The sequence below is a fragment of the Bradyrhizobium sp. USDA 4503 genome (genome assembly GCF_054055815.1).
The window spans coordinates 3,822,125-3,837,589 of sequence record NZ_JBSRXS010000001.1 but is presented as its reverse complement, the minus strand read 5'-3'; the positions used below and the strand labels follow the sequence as shown (position 1 = coordinate 3,837,589).

7 protein-coding genes and 1 pseudogene are annotated in these 15,465 nt (G+C 57.6%); 2 read left to right on the top strand and 6 right to left on the bottom strand.

The genetic code is table 11. The features are described from left to right. Positions 1-111: 111 nt before the first annotated feature. From ACVMIH_RS18625 to ACVMIH_RS18605, 5 genes and pseudogenes are all read right to left on the bottom strand, one after another. Positions 112-4,707, bottom strand: a complete 4,596-nt coding sequence (locus tag ACVMIH_RS18625) for a hypothetical protein (RefSeq protein WP_456862893.1) — start codon at positions 4,705-4,707, stop codon at positions 112-114. A gap of 76 nt (positions 4,708-4,783) precedes the next feature. Then, positions 4,784-6,025, bottom strand: a complete 1,242-nt coding sequence (locus ACVMIH_RS18620) for a hypothetical protein (RefSeq protein ID WP_456862890.1) — start codon at positions 6,023-6,025, stop codon at positions 4,784-4,786. Between the two features lie 47 nt (positions 6,026-6,072). Then, positions 6,073-8,550, bottom strand: coding sequence for a S8 family peptidase (locus ACVMIH_RS18615; RefSeq protein WP_456862887.1), 2,478 nt, complete (start codon positions 8,548-8,550; stop codon positions 6,073-6,075). A gap of 12 nt (positions 8,551-8,562) precedes the next feature. Then, positions 8,563-9,576 carry an AAA family ATPase gene (locus tag ACVMIH_RS18610; RefSeq protein ID WP_456862884.1) on the bottom strand — a complete coding sequence of 338 codons (1,014 nt, stop codon included), beginning with the start codon at positions 9,574-9,576 and terminating at the stop codon, positions 8,563-8,565. 111 nt (positions 9,577-9,687) lie between these two features. Further along, positions 9,688-10,865 (bottom strand): annotated as a pseudogene (locus tag ACVMIH_RS18605) (IS3 family transposase); the annotation flags it as partial. Positions 10,866-12,351: 1,486 nt separating this feature from the next. On the opposite strand from ACVMIH_RS18605, the gene ACVMIH_RS18600 reads away from it, so the two are divergent. Next, positions 12,352-13,167 (top strand): hypothetical protein, encoded by an 816-nt coding sequence (locus ACVMIH_RS18600; protein WP_456862881.1) that lies wholly within the window; start codon positions 12,352-12,354, stop codon positions 13,165-13,167. 27 nt (positions 13,168-13,194) lie between these two features. Continuing rightward, on the top strand, positions 13,195-14,817 hold the full coding sequence (locus tag ACVMIH_RS18595; RefSeq protein WP_456862878.1) for a hypothetical protein: 1,623 nt from the start codon (positions 13,195-13,197) through the stop codon (positions 14,815-14,817). Positions 14,818-14,861: 44 nt separating this feature from the next. On the opposite strand, the gene ACVMIH_RS18590 is transcribed toward ACVMIH_RS18595, so the two are convergent. Then, entirely contained in the window at positions 14,862-15,236 is a 375-nt protein-coding gene (locus tag ACVMIH_RS18590) for a hypothetical protein (RefSeq protein WP_456862875.1), read from the bottom strand. Positions 15,237-15,465: the final 229 nt, after the last annotated feature.

The window sequence follows — 15,465 nt, the reverse complement described above, 5'->3', positions numbered from 1 at the left end:
ATCGTACTTTGAAGTTCGCGTGTCGGGTTCTTTACAGCCCGCAAGCTGTTGGTTGATTAACCGATGCGCCGGCGCCGCGTTTCTGCGGTACGTTGGGTGGTCGGCGGTTCATCAGGAGGGTAGGAAAATCTTATCCGGCGCTTGCATGCCGAATAGCTTGGAGCTGCGCTCGTTCTTCCAGTGATTGATACGGTTGCGAATAGTACTGCTGAATGTGGGGCCGAATCTCTCGATGATTGTACTTGGCTGGGCATCTACCAGATCCGACGTCCTAAAGCGGCCGTCTACAATCTTGTACAGAAGGATGCTGTAACGCCACACGTCGATAGGGTCCGTGGCCGTTGCCATCAGGCGAGACCAATGCTTCGACCACAAATGGCGATCCATAGCGTACGTGGCGCCCTCGTAAGCGCGCTTCAGGAAGCCGTGCGAGTCTTTGAGGAGCGCAATCGTTTCGAGTGCCCAGTCCTCCTTGGGGCTGAAGCCTGCGACCATGGCCGCACGCGCGCGATACGCCGGCTCTTCTCGGCTCCGTCGATCGAGCACGTAATCGCGAAGTTCGTCTTCGCGATTGGCCCAGATAGCTGCCAGAACCTCCACAGCCAACTCGTGGTCGCTGGCGGTTCTATCAAGTCTTTGAGCACGTAATGCCGTCATTTCGGCGTTGGGCGCCGCTGCCCAAGCCGTTACTGCATCAAGGCTCAGATGGTCTCTGCCGAAAGTGGCTCGGACGTGCGGTGACCCGCTTGCAAGACGCCTTATCAGGGCAAGGCTGCCGGCTGAATTTCTGTGTGAGATCGCCTCTGCCAAAGCGGAAGCGACATTGTGGACGTTGTTCAATGCGGCTTGGTCTAAGGCCGAGAAAAAGTTCAACCAGCTATCGGTCATCGCCGGATCTACTCTGTCGATTTCAGCAATGAGCTTAGCCGTGACAGACTTGATGATAATCTGCGCGCCAGCCTTCGACAGCTCACGTTCGAAGCGCTCCGCCGCGTCCTGATTGCGCTGTTGGCGTTGATACCAAGCGTCTGCATCGGAGGGCTGGTCCAGCTGCGCTGCCATCCCCTGGTCGACGGGCTTTTCCGAAATGTCCAAGACAGACGGCCAATGTTGCCCCTCGAAACGCTGCTCAATATTGGGGAGATTGGTTTGCACCTTGAATTCGGCGGCTTTCCGAATGGCGATGTCGAGACGCGCAGCGACAGCCGACGCGGCGCTCGGTCCTAGGCGGATCACGAAGTCCTGATAAGCCAAAAGATCGATACGCTCCAGGCAAGACTCAATGGAGAGTAGACCTTTCTCCGACGCAAGCACGAGCGCCTCAGAACCATGCATGATCTCGACGTTGTCCGATACGCTATCAAGATTGCTGGCGCGCCAGTTGCTGTTGACCAATGCGGCGAGAAGATCCGGGTCAGCGGTTGTTCTGAAGAGGCCTAGAGCTGACAGCCGCACATGTTTGTGGCTGGAGGCTAGCAAGCCAATAGCGAGGTCCTTTATCCGTTGGGTCAACGGTGTTCGAGAAAGTTCGGCAAAGGCAAGTATGCGGAACTGTGCGACTTCGTTGGTATCGGCGCCGGCCTGTTCCAGCGCGGTTTCCAATCTGGCGGGGTCACAAGGTTGGAAGAGATGGCCCAATGCCAGAAGAAACGTCGAATCCTTCGGGTGCGCGATAAGGGCGTCGAATTGTGCATCGCCGCTCATATGCGGGAATGCGATGAGAAGTGAGTACTGCGCTGCGCCGTACTTTTCATTGTTCTCATCGCCTGCCAATGCCTCGGTCGCGATTTCGGCAGCCTTCGTTACAAAGCCTGGTGCAGCAGAATCTTCTAAGGCAATGGTATGCGGCTCAATAAAGAAGGCGGCCGTGCGGAAACCGGCGGTCTCTCTGGACAGGCTGTGCTCGGCAAAGCGCCGCATTGTTTCGAGCGCCGCATCGGGTCTGAAACGAGCCAGACCGGGGCGCGCCATATCAAAGAGATGGTCGTTTCCGCCTCTACCCGTGTGCTCTTTCAGGGTCGAAACATCAAGAGCACGATATTTTTCTGCCGTAGCGTCGATGTTGGCCGGGCGTTGTGAGGAAGGGTCGCAGGGATCGGTGTCGCAGAAGGTTTCAACAAGCCGCCAGCCTTCGCGCCGCTCCCTGTCCTTGGTGAGCTCATTGACAATTTGCTGAGCCTCCGCGGCATCGGTACTGTCCGCTGTGGCACGGAGCAAATAAGCGAGAGCCCAGCTGCCAGTCTTAGACATGCCGGGTGCTCGAAAGACTTTCGCAGCCTCCAAGATCGCGAGACGGCTGGCCTTCCAATCGGCGAGATTGAGCCCGATCAGGTGGTCAAAGTCGGCGTGGTGATTGCGGAATCCGCCGTTAAAGGAAGCAGCAAAGGCCCAGTTTCGCAGACTTTCCGCATATTCTGCCAGAGGATGCCCGGCAAGGAATTGGAAGGCAAGGTCACTGAGGCTGCTGTAGTTACCGCGTTCTTCTTTAACAAGGGTGGCGAGGAGCGCGTGCTCGACATCAGTGAACTGTGCCAGCGCGTCTGCAATCTCGCCCTCGCGTTTCGCGCGCCGCTTCTTACGCTCTTCCTCCTGGCCATCGGGGGGAAGTGTCGTCATACGCTCTGGTGCGGTTGAGTACATGCTGAGCCAACGATGGATAGCGCTCTTCAGCGCAGTCGAGCACTCGGGTGATCCGCGCGTGTCGTGGACGGCCTGGATCAGCCACGACAAGTTCGAGGTCACATTTTCCGTCAGCGCCGCTTCCTCGAGACCAGCAATAAACGCAATTGGGTTTTGCCTCAGGAGTGCCTGGAATTCGGGATAAAGCGACTGGTCGAGGTTCTGCAAAGCGATGAAAGATCGAACCAAAGCCGCAATGACAGGGGCGGGGGACTGGTCGAGGACGGCGGCAAGGATCGCGCCAATAAGGACGTCACTGGTCCGGTCGAGCGCGACGATCGGGTCCAAGATCTTGGACAGTGCGTCATCTACGTTTGTGTTCTGCCGAAGCGCCGTTCGAGCGGTGTTCACCAGCGAAAGTCCCAGGGCGAGGGAGAGACCTTCATCCTTCAAGACGTATTTGCTTGGATCATCGTCCAGGATTTCGAAGAAGCGACCGGCGGACGTAAGAACGAATTGGTCAGTCACAGTGCGACCTGAAGAACTGGATGCAAACGGGCTAGGTCGGTTGAAAACCGTAAGGTCCGCCTCCTGGTTGACCTTGAGTCTCTCTACGATCTGGTCGGCATGCGTTCGTATGTCGCTAACGAACTGTTTGGGTGAAACGGAGCTTCCGTTTGTTATGGCTCCGGTACGAATGTGCTCGAAGAGCAGCCGGTTGACGCTCAACTCCTCGAATTGGTCAATCGCGTGGCCTTTCAGAAGTTCGGCAGCAACGCCAAAAAGTCGCGGGTTGCGTAAGCTCCGGACCACATTAGGGTGCAGTTTTTGGATCGAGGTACCGAGCGGCGTCAATAGCGTTTCAAGTTCTGAATCGCTCCACTCCGGCACATCGCACTCGACAACCTTGGCGATGAGACGACCTTGAAGATTGTCTCGATAGAATACCCGCCTGGAGCTGATAACGAGCTTACCGCCTAGCTCTGCAACAAGCTCGCTCAAAGCATCGATAAGCCGAGCCCAGTCTAAGCTCTCTCGCTGGTTAAGGCCGTCCACGAAAACGACAAGTCGCGGGCTTTCAGTGTCCTTCCGATGCCGCCACCGTTTGAAGTGATCTTGCCACCGCCTCGTTGACTCCGCAGTCGCGGTCTCCCCGGCCTGGGTCAACAACTTCGCAATCAGCAGCTCCTGCAGCGATTCAATCGAAAAGGGCACTTTGAAATCGTCCGGCAAGATGAGAATCGTCAGCGGCTTTATCGTCTGGTGTGTCCAAGCCTGGGCGAATATCCAGGACTTTCCGTTCCCATCGCCGCCCAAGATGGCCGTGATCGAGCCGTCGGGCGTGGAAAACACACCCGTTGCGAGAGTGTCGCGAAGCGCCGGGCGGTCCAGGACACCGGGAATGGATCCATCTTCGGGCGAGAGCGCTTGGCCGAAAACCGCGCGGGCCCGTTTCTTGTTGCCGAACGCATTCGACAGCCAAGCTATGTTATCCTTCAGCGCGTATGCCGGTGCGAGACTGGGTTGTTGGAGGTCCGTCTGGAGCTCGGCCGATCTTGCGGAAAACTGAGGGTCGGAGCGCACGGCCTCAAGCTGGGCGACCACATCTGCCTTAGGTGTTCTGGTATGCTGAGAAAGGAATTCCGCTGACGCCGCGGGCGCCATGGCAATCAGGGTCGCAAGCTCAGACAGGCCGGTCGGTGGCCAAGCAAGTACCTTAACCGCCACGCCAAGCTGCCTTCCCGCTCTTTTTGCAGTATTGCTATGCTGGGTCGAGATGGGGCCCGTGGATGCGATGATCCAAAGCTCGGTCTGGCCTTCCTCGTCAACCGCAATTTCTGCAATCTTAGAGAGGACCTGATCCTTGGCGACAGCGTCGTCGTAGAGTTTGCCTTCAAACGTGATCGCGCCGTTGTCGAGCGCTGATTGCCCATCTTTACCACGCTGCGATCCGGAACTGGCCAGGGCAAAGGTACGTTTCGTGAGCTCGGTTAGGACCTTCGCCATCAGGCCCTCAAACCCGTCTTGGCCGGCGGGCTTGAGTTTCCGAATTGTGTCGCGAAGATCGTTGATGGTTTGGGTGCTCATTGTCGGCGATCAGTCCTCAAAGACCTCTTTGGTGCTCGCGTCGGCGAGGCCACGGGCTACTTTGGCCCGCGAGAGTTTAGTGCGTGCGTGCGAATGAATATGCACAGTCGATGATTTTCAGATTGCCGAAAAACCGCTTGCCATTTGAGACATCCTCTTCAGTTGGCGTGCCGGAAGACTCAATAATCGACACTTCGAATCCGCTTCCATCGCGATCAATGATCAGCATGGAGCGTGACTTCCTGTAGTGCGCCATCGCAGCTCGCGTAAGCATAAGGCCTCGCGCCAAAACCGTAGGCCGGGAAATTCCTTTGCTGGACGCCAGCACGAAGACGAGATCAGGCCGAGAGTCAAAGTAGAGGGATCTGAAGACGAACCCTTCCTGGTGGTCCTTTAAAGTCTCAATGGACCCACTGAAGGCACGTCCTAATTCAGCGCGTTCCCGCAAACGCAAGTTGGCCAGAATACCTTGCATCTCCAGATAGTGGCTTCGATCGGCGGGATCATCAAAAGCAGCAAGGATGTGGGACGGAAGTTCCGATGCGTATTCCGTCAGACGTGTGGCGAGTTGATCCGCTACGTACTCAATCACTTTGCTGTAACGATCCGAGTCCGCCTTTGTCGCTCGAGCCGTCGCTAATCGATCCGTATTGTTTGCAACAAACTCTTTCGCAGACATGTGACCCGTGCATCCGCCGAATGACCCATCATTGCCGAGGTAGTATTCGTACAAGGCCTTCTCATCGCCTATTGTGCGAAGCGACGTTGCCGGTAACGATCGTCGGGTTTTCAGGTACTGCAAGATCTCGGGGAGGGTGCGCAGCTCCTGAGCCAGGTTGAGAAAGTCGTTGACCGAAAGATATGTGACCGGAGTTTCGTTTATGGCGAGTGGGAAATCACTCTCTGGCTCGAGTTCAACGTGTTCAAAGACCTCGGCAATCACAACGCCATGATCGATTGGCGGAAGGCCGTCCGGGAACTCGACACGTCCACGTCGACGGTGATCACACCACACGACTTTTTTCGCCCTTGCAGTGCCTAAAGCGCCACGGAGCTGAGAGAGGGCATTCTTGGATTGTTTCCTTGCCCAGGCCGCAGTCCGTTCAGGGCTGCGGCTGAAAGGATCCTCCTGGCATTTTTGCGAGATCAGAATGCTCATCCCGCTGTGAGAGACCAGCAAATCGACGACCTCTTTTTGGCTGGTGTCGATTGTTTGCGGGCTCCGAAAAACGAACTCGGAGATGAAGGGGAGCGAGACGAATTCTTCGACCCACTTTTCCGCGCTCTGCGTACGCTGGTTTGTCGGCGATTTGCTCATGACATGCGAAAACTCATATTTGAAGATTTGGTGCAGTCGCACGGACTTCATATTTCAATCGGGATCTCAATGCCGACCTGAACAGCAACGGGCGTATAGATGTCGAGTTCCTGGCGAGGTGTGTAGATAGAGACAATCAGGGAATAGCGTACAGACCGATCGTACCGACCTTCCTTTTTTCGTGTACGCCACCAGCCCAAGGTCGGGTGAACAGCAATATGGCCACGACGGGCCAGCTCGGCCGCACTCCCGTGCCAGGTGTTGGAATGGATTGAGCCGTTGGTCGGTTTGCCGGTGCCAAGCTCCCAATAGCCAGTTTCGCCCGCGTGGTCCTCGTCGTAGTCCTCGTCCCGGTCATAGGTGTTGATGCGCAGCTTGAACTGTTCAAGGGTTTCAGTTGCCCGGATGACTTTGAAGCGGAGACCGTGCGAGGGATAGCCGTATTTCCGGTCCCACCCACGCTCACCCGGACTGGGTTCAATGAAATAGGAGAGAGTGACGCGCATCTCGATGGGCGTGTCGAATGGCAGCGCCTCTAGGGCCTCTTGCGGCCAGGGCAAGTGATGGTAGTTAATGTCGCGGCTCTTGATGGCGCTGTCTTCCTCGTCAAGGAAGAACGGCTGGATCGTATCCTCGGCTACCAAGGTCAGATTGTTCTGCGCGCTGTAAAACAGCGTCTCCCGATCCGGCACGCCGTAGCCAAAAGTCCTGAGTAGTCGAGTGGTGTCAAGCGAACCGTCCGGGTACTTCACCCGGTCGCGCATGGCGTCGGTCCAGCGCGCACTATGGACCATGAACGCTCTGATGGTTTCCGGACGATAGTCCGGGTAACGCGCTGTAAATTCGCAGGCCAGGTTGGCGGCGAGCGCAGTCGCGGCACTGGTGTCCCTGAACCCGGCAAGGGGCGGTCGCCCGACCTCAAACACGTAATTGGTCGTGAGCAATTGCAGCTCAGGAAGAAAGTCCGGGTCACTGCCGTCGGGCGGCGATCCCATATTTCCGGCCTCCATCACGATGTCCGGCTTCAACGGCGTCTTGTTGGAGCGTGGCCAGGTGACCGATGTCGTGCTGCTCGGCGCCAGGTCCCCCTGGCTTGCCAGAGCTGTCCAGCCCGGATTGGTCTCAGCGTCGATAAAGGCATGATTGGTATATCCGCCGACAGTCAGCGCATTCCAGGACTGCGCGGGATCGTGCACCGACGATGTTTCGTTGGACTCGGGGTAGTCCGCTCTTTCAGCGAGGCCGGTATTGCCGGCGGAGATCAAGATCATCCGCGGTGTGTCGTTGATCGCTCCAAAGGCAAGATTGTCGATCGCGGCTGACCAGGACGAGGGGCGCCCTCGGTCGAGACCATCCGTCGTCGTTATCGCCATGCAGAAGATTTTCCGGCGCGTGGCATCGACTTCGAGGCGAGAGACGCCTTCAATGGTCACCGCGCCGTAGAGGTCCGGATCGTGTGGATCGGCCGGATGCAGAAGCTTCAACGACTGAAGCCCATGGGTGAGTTCGATGGGCCCGGCGCCGCCTAACACTTCAGCCAGGTCACCATAGAGGGCAAGCCCCGCCATCTGCGTACCATGACCGCCCTGATTGCCGTCGTGGGCACCCCACGCCGGCTTCAATGTCTGCGCGTCGTTATCGCTGATAAGTGGCGCGAGGAGGGGATGGCCCCGGTTGACGCCCGTATCGAGCAAGCCGACGATCGGCGAATTCGCCGGTGGTGGCCTCAGCCGCGCCAGGGTCTGCTCGATTTCGAGGGTCTGTTCTTCTGCGCCGCGGGTCGAGTAGAGATCGGCCGTCGCCTTGGCTTTGCGAACTTCAGCAATGACACCCAGGACCTCAGCGCTTCTCGACAGTTGCTCCGGCGTACCGCGGACGAGCACAACTGTCCGGTCAACAAACCTGAGTTCGTTGGAAATGATTTCATAGCCAAAGTCGCCAGAGGCCTCCCGCATGTGTGCGAGGGGGTCTTCGGTGCCTTCCTGGCCCGCCCGCAGCCAGACTTCCCAAAAGAAATTTGTGTTGGGGGCCGGATAAAGGGCCGCATCATCGGTCCACAACTCACGCAAAGTCGCGAGCTTGATGTTGGCGATGCTTTCGACGAGCTTCTTGTTGTCTCGCTTGCCTGGCACCGCATTCCGGTAAGCTTCCAGGACGTTGATGAAGCGTGTGATCTTGTTGTCGGGAACGATGATGGTTGCAATCGTGCGGTTCTGGTCATCGGTCGTGACGGAAAGGAGTTCGATGCCGCTTTTCCTCAGCTCAAGACTCTCAAACGCCAACGGGAAATTGGGGTCGCTCTCGAAAGCCAGAATGATGCCCGGGGATTCGTAAAAGCCGTTTCCTACTTGAACGGGAAATTGCTCTCTCTGCGTGCGGGCAGCGTCGAGCGCTCCACGCAAATGAGCTGCGTGCCCAGCCCGGTTACGGTCCGGCAGGTTGAAGCGAGGAGAATGTCCTCGAGTTGCCGTGTAACGGGCCGACTCCGCAGGAGTGTCCAATAACAGGTGCGGATAGCGTGGCATTCAGGATTTGGGTTATTTCGCTGGCTTTCTGTGTGCCAGCACGCTTTTGCGTTCGGAAATGGCTGAGGTCAGATCTTTGCTGGTGATTTCGCGACGTTCAATCAGCGCATGCTTGATGGCGTCGCTGGCGGCACGCGTAACATCGGCATAGCTGAGCCCCTTGGCTTTTCTCGCCAACGCTTGCCAATTCGTTTCGCCTGCGATTTTTCGAGAGGCAAACTTGAACTTCAGGGCTGTTATGATTTCCTTCTCGCCGGGCAGCGAATATTCAACGATATCGTCGAACCGCCGGAAGAGGGCACGATCCAGAATGGTTGGATGGTTTGTGGCTGCAATGATCACGCTGTCTGATTCATCCTGCTCAACCATTTGCAGGAAGCTGTTAACGACGCGTCGGATTTCACCGACGTCATTGCTCAGGCCACGCTCGGAACCGATGCTATCGAACTCGTCAAACAGATACACGGCTCTGGTTTGAGCGATAGCGTCAAAGATCAAACGCAGCTTGGCGCCTGTCTCACCCATGAAGCGGGTGATGAGTCTATCGAGGCGAACGACAAAAAGCGGCAATGAAAGTTCACCGGCGATTGCCGAGGCAGTGAGAGTCTTGCCGGTGCCCGGAGGGCCAACCAATAAGAGCTTTTTGCGAGGCGCCAATCCGTGGGCCCGAATATCCCCTATCGTCTTATGCTCGCGGACCACGCGTTCGAGAATGGTTTTGGTTTTCGCGCTCAACACCAGGTCATGGAGGCGCGTCTGCGGATAGGTGACGGTAAGGAGATCGGCAATTTCCCCCCGGGGGCGGGCAAGCGGAATGGGGGCTGGCCCTGGCGAAGGCACCCTTACCCTGGACTTATCAATGAGGTCACGAAGCTCTTCCGCAAGCTTGCCATGGCCACTGCGGGCCTCGCCAGCAGCGATCTGCATGGCAATCGAATGGAACTGAGCGGCATCGCCTTCGGCATATGCCTTCATAAGCGCCTTAAGTTGATCTGCGCTGGCCATGGGACGTACTTTGCTGTTCACGCTGCGACTCTACCGTTAGGTTGCAGATTCCTGGCAACCACTAGGATCTGCTGTGCCTTCATTTGGTGAATAAGTGGTGGTGCGGACGTCCGGACCCTGGAGTTGCCCCCGTCAGACCGGACACTCGGCTGGTTTGAGTGATGCAATGTACTCGCGCGGTGAGCGGTAGCCCAGCCGGGAGTACGGGTGTTCTGAGTTGTAATCCTCCATCCATTGGTCGATCCGCTGCAGGGCGGTGCACGCGTCAGGGATCGGGTTCACACGAACATAGTCACGCTTGAAGGTCTTCACGAACGCCGCGGCCATGCCGTTGCTCTCGGGGCTTTCGACCGGTGTGAAGCAGGGCTCGAGGTTCAGGGCGGCGGCAATCTCAAGGGTGCGATAGGCGGCGAAGATGGATCCATTGTCGGTCAGCCATTGCACCTTGCGCTGAGCCCGGATGTCGGCGAACCGTTGCTCGACAAAGTGGACTATCATGTTCCGGATCACCTCGCCGGAGATCCCAGCCGTTGTCGCCACCCAACTGATGACCTCGCGGTCGTGGCTGTCGAGGGCAAAGGCAACCCGCACGATCTCGCCATTTCAGCAGGTGGAACTCCCGCGCGTCCGAACAACAGCGCTCGTTGGAGCGGCTTGTCATGATCGTTCCGACATGGGCCTGCGGGATGCGGCGCCCTGTATGCCGGGCCAGCAACAAGCCGCTCTTCTTCATCAGCCGGTAGACGCGCTTGGCGTTGACAGGGGCGTGGCCGGCGGATCGCCGCTCGCGCTTGAGGAGCGCGGCGATCCGCCGGCATCCATGGCTCGGGCGGCTATCCACCAGGCGACGGATATCAGACGTGAGCTCTGCATCCCCGGCGGGTCTGGGGACTGCGTGCTTCGGACGGTTGCCACCCGCTCGCTCAACCAGGTTGGAACGGGCCACCCCCGAGGGTCTCTGCGATCCGTTTCACGGGGTATCCTCCGGTGCCTGCGATCGCGACAGCAAGGTCGGTTTTTTTACCCGTGCAAGGTCAAGAGCCTCCTTGAGGATCTCGACCTCCATGGTCTTGCGGCCCAGCAGGCGTTCGAGGTCTCGAACCCGTTCCTCCAGCCGCCGGACTTCGGACGCGGCGACCACATCCTCGTCGGCCCGCACCGCTTCCTTGCCCCCCTTCACTCATCAACCGTCTCCATCGGAAGACCAGGCTCGGGGAGAGCCCATGGCGACGAGCAACATAGCTGATCGACATGCCCGGTTGCAGCGTAGGCGGGAAAGAGGCCCCGTCTGGCGGAGTGGTAAGCGATCGGCTATCGGCTGCTGAGTTTGTGAGCCGATGTGAGCTTCTATGTCTGCGCCTAGTTCTGGAACTAGAACCTTCCATATGATCGAAGCGGTTGCCGAGCGTCTTGAGAGAGCGCCGCGGCAGCTTACGTTGCAGCGTCTCGTTGACGACCAAGAGCTTCTGCTCCGTCGTAAACCGCCGCCGGGCAACGTCGGTGATGACTTCCACCTTCGAAAACGTATCGGACATAGGCGTATGCCTAGGACTAGGCCTAGCTCCTCCGGCCAACGCCGGTGTCCGGTCAAAATGGGGGGCAGTTCAGAATCCGAGGTGATCCATTGTAAGCGGAATGAAGATGGGCAGCGGTGCGGTAGCTCAGGACGGCTATCCTGGCATCCCTGCAATTCTAAATCCTTCGGCTAGCTTCGCTACGTCTTCGTCTCTCCTAAATGGCTGTCGATCCCGAATGTCGGATATTCGTTGATCCGGAACTATTTGCGTGGCCCTTGCACAAGCCTCACGAGCTCCTCGAAGCTTGCCAGACAGAGCGTGATTGGCCATTGCGATTCGGTGGATCGGCAGCGCTCTAGCGTTTTCTCGCATTGCTGCCTCGACCCACTGAGAGGCCTCTCTATAATCGCCGCAAAAGAAGTAGGTGTATGCTAAACCAGTATAGGCAAGCCAGATAAGCTAGAGTAGCCGGCAACGTCAGCTGCCAATACAGCTGCCAAACGCCGATCAACGTTGTCGCTCTGCAACGGGATCCCTTCCATACCTCGGTTGGCTACTTCAACATGTCCGTCTTTGTACCACGGCACGGCTGACTTAGGAGAAGATTGGTCAGAGTTGGATACGTTGATTTCTCTAAAATCGGGCTGCAGCTCATCCTGTCGGTTCTCGGGGGGATGTCCGAACCGTTATGTAGTGAAGGTGCTACGCAAGGTCGTTGAGATCGTCGAACACCTCGGTCAAAAAAAAGCGAGAGTTTTGTCCATTTCGTACGGTGTTCGTTCGGGTGCAACCAAAAGGTGCTGCTGACCACAGAGCGCGCCGTTACATCGCGCGGGATCATCGAATGCGCGAAGGGCGATCGAACCCTTGACCGTCTCTCCGAAGCCGCGCTGGCAGCCGTGTCGCTACTACCGCCAAACAAGGCCGCCTAGGTCGGCGGCGTCTGGTTATGACCTAGAACGCTCTCGAGCGGCTGCTCCGAGCGGTGGCGAAAGAATGATGCTCTCTCGGCATCGCATGATTGGCCGACCCGGTGCTGGGCCTGCCTATGCTTGCCGCGCGCCGCGATCGCCGGCAGACGCTAGTGGTGCAACACGAATCTATATTGACGTGCCCGACGAGGAAGCTCGCCGCTTGATCAAAGACAGAGCGACCGCAGCGATTTGTTTGCGCTGCCGCGTCTGTTCATGCCGAAGATGTATGGAATCGCGCCTGCAATAGAAAGTTGCAATGGGACGACCTAGCTTCTATAATTCAGACATTGGGCTTGAGGCATTTCATGAGCAAAAAGCTTCTGTTTATAGCTGTTGCGGCTTTTCTGCAGGCGCTGATTACGCCGCCGAGGGCTTGGGCTGAGGTGCTTAGTGAAGCTCAGCTTATCGTGATCGCAAACACAGCAGAACGCATTTGCGGAGTCGTCAAAGACCAGGGCAGCGCTTCGACCACAACGGCAAAAGGTGCCCTCAGCGTCGAGCTAAGAGGACTGGCTTCGCAAATTCTGACAACCGGCGGGCAGATCAGCGGAAACATCACCACGGACGAATATGTGGGCGTTGTGCGCGAACAGGTTGCTCCTCTCATCGTGAACCTCAGCGAATGCAGATTCAAGGTTTTCCAAATATTGGTCTTAAAACTTGCACCCAGCGGAACAAGTCCGGCACCGCCTCCGACGTATACTCCGCCTCCGCCCCAACCGGTATCCCGGACAAGGCTATCGTGCCAGGTGGACCAGATCATCGATTGGCTCGACCAGCACGGAATTTATGGCAACCGGCCGTTCGACAGTTCGGTTTACGATGATCAAGTCAACTGGACCGTCAACGGAAGGCGGGCCATGAAGACCAAAGCCGATGTCATCAAGGAAGAAGACGACTTCAGAAAAGTATACCCGATGCAGAGGTATACCCCGACATCATCGTCGGCAGGCCGGGTCGGAGACCAATGCGTGCTCACGCAGCAGGTCGACGGCTATAAGCAAAAGGCCAATGGAAACGCGCAGCTCAGCAGTTACAGATTCGAGTTTGGTATAAAGAGCGACGCTAACGGGCCACGTATCGTCGAGCGACAGACCGACGTATTAACGGGTCGCCGCTAGGAAATGCCTCCTTAAGGAGACATTGACATGAGCGGCGACTTTGACGGCAACCGGCGCCCGGTCGGCAGCAACAGGAGGGCGCCGCAGAAAATGCCGCAGCGATTCCCTTGGTGGATGGTTTACTGCGCATTGCTGATGTGTGCAGCCGCGGCCGTATGGATGCGCCACACGGCGCCGTCTGAAAGCGAAGCGCCAGTGACGGCGGATGTTGCCGACGATCAAACAAAGCTGAGAGAGCGCGGCGCAGCGATGCTAGCCGCCGCGCAAAGAGCAAAGTTAGAGGCCGCGGCGCCGCTCCCCGCGGCTCAAAAGCCAGAACCGGAAATGACGGCCGGGCGGCAGACCGGAGCGCCGGACCCGGGACCGCATACAGCTGCGGTACCGACCGCGCAGCGAGAGTTAGGACCGGACACGGTCGCATCACCGCTTGAGGCGCAGACATCGACGCCGGCCCCGGCCGCGTCGCCGTCTGGGGTCCACACGTCAAAACCGGAACAAGAAACTACTCTGCGACAGTCCGAGACCCAAGCCGATGCTCCGGCCCCAGCATCGAACGCCGTTACGCCGCCAACCGTGGACCAAGCATCGCGGGCGGATACGGTTGAAACGCTTCCTGACACACAGAGATCAAAGCCGGAGGCGGCTGTGTCATCGCCCGACGCGCAGACATCAAAGCTGAAAATCGATGTAGCCACGCGACAGCGGCCCGACGCCGAAAAGCCAGGGTCAAACGCGGCTGCGCCGTTTTCCGATGCGCAGAGGCCAAGCCGCAAAGGCAGGGACAAGGATAAGGATAAAGACACCAATCCAGACAAGGTCGTCGCCGTACCGCAACTCGCTCTGTCCGACGATGTGGCTCAAAAGGTCGGCCACAAGATTTGGTTGAACGAAACGGATGGTAACCGTGATGCGATAACGTCATGGAATGCAGGCGAGGAATTTGCCTCACTTGGCATCGGCCATTTTCTCTGGTTTCCAGCGGGTAAGCCGGCGCCTTTCGAAGAGAGTTTTCCACCCTTGCTCGCTTTCCTGCGCCAACAAAATGCGCATCTGCCCACCTGGCTCGACAAGACGCCCATTCCGCCCTGTCCCTGGACAAGCCGTGCCGATTTCCAGAAAAACTTCAACTCGCCTCAGATGAGAGAGCTGCGGCAGTTCCTGCTCGACACCGTCGCTGGTCAGGCCCAATACTTGGTGGTGCGTGCCAATGGCGCGATGGACAAGATCCTGCAAACCGCCCCGGACAGCGCGGAGCGTGCGCACATCATCACCCAGTTTTCACGCATCGCGCAGGCTTCCAAGGATCTCTACCCTCTTATCGATTACGTCCAATTTAAGGGCGAGGGCGTCAACCCGGAAGAGACGGCGGTCGACAAGAAAACTGGCAGCCGGCAAGGCTGGGGCCTGAAGCAAGTGCTTCTCAAGATGAACGGCACGGCAACCGAGCCGAAGGCGGTGCTGGCGGAATATGCCGATGCCGCGCAGTCTGTTTTGCGACAACGGGTTCGCAATATCCCAGCCAACCACCCGTGGGAATCAGGCTGGCTGCGTCGAGTCGACACTTATCGTCGCCCTCTCGTTGAGGTTGCCTCGAACGCCAAACCAGCGCCAGACAAGCCATCACTCGCAAAGACTCGAAAGCGCAAATAGTCCATTCGGTAGTCTTTTCGAGGGACGCGACAACAAGAACGATTTCAATCACTCTTGATCATCTTCGCCTGAAGCTTGTCAAAGACGTTGAACTTGCATTGGGCGTTGTCCTTGATGGCCACGGCAAGATCGGTCCGAATAACGTTCACGTACTGATCTGAATTGAAATCTGCAGCCCCACTGATACCCAGGTCGGCGAGCTGCCTGATCAAGCCGCTCAGCTGTGCCTTGACTTCGCCTTTGACATTCAGGCTCTCTGAGTTTCCATGATGTTCGACAATGCTACAGACGCTATCTGCGGTCTTGGTGATGAGATCGAGTGCTTTGGCCTGAGCGTCTATGGACTGAGATTGAGCACTTGCATCGGACGCAAAGAAAATCGCGAAGACAAAGCCAACAATGCGAACACCGCTCAGCATGACCGTCCTCCTAACGCGTGGACAAATGGAGGCTACCATGGGTTGAAATTGCGTACAACGCCGACACAAACGTCGTTGAGCACAATTGCCAAATCTAGGGCCGGACACGATATGAGCGGTACATCGGTGAGTACGTCCTGCACTACCACATACTGGGCCACGAGGACGCCGGCATGATGGGCGGCCAACGTCGCAATCGTGCCCGACCTTAACGCCCCAGGCGGCGGGT

Excerpts from the sequence above, each read along its gene's own strand:
- ACVMIH_RS18590 (WP_456862875.1), bottom strand. The coding sequence starts at position 15,236 with ATGCTGAGCGGTGTTCGCATTGTTGGCTTTGTCTTCGCGATTTTCTTT.
- ACVMIH_RS18615 (WP_456862887.1), bottom strand. The coding sequence starts at position 8,550 with ATGCCACGCTATCCGCACCTGTTATTGGACACTCCTGCGGAGTCGGCC.
- ACVMIH_RS18625 (WP_456862893.1), bottom strand. The coding sequence starts at position 4,707 with ATGAGCACCCAAACCATCAACGATCTTCGCGACACAATTCGGAAACTC.
- ACVMIH_RS18595 (WP_456862878.1), top strand. The coding sequence starts at position 13,195 with ATGAGCGGCGACTTTGACGGCAACCGGCGCCCGGTCGGCAGCAACAGG.
- ACVMIH_RS18620 (WP_456862890.1), bottom strand. The coding sequence starts at position 6,025 with ATGAGCAAATCGCCGACAAACCAGCGTACGCAGAGCGCGGAAAAGTGG.
- ACVMIH_RS18600 (WP_456862881.1), top strand. The coding sequence starts at position 12,352 with ATGAGCAAAAAGCTTCTGTTTATAGCTGTTGCGGCTTTTCTGCAGGCG.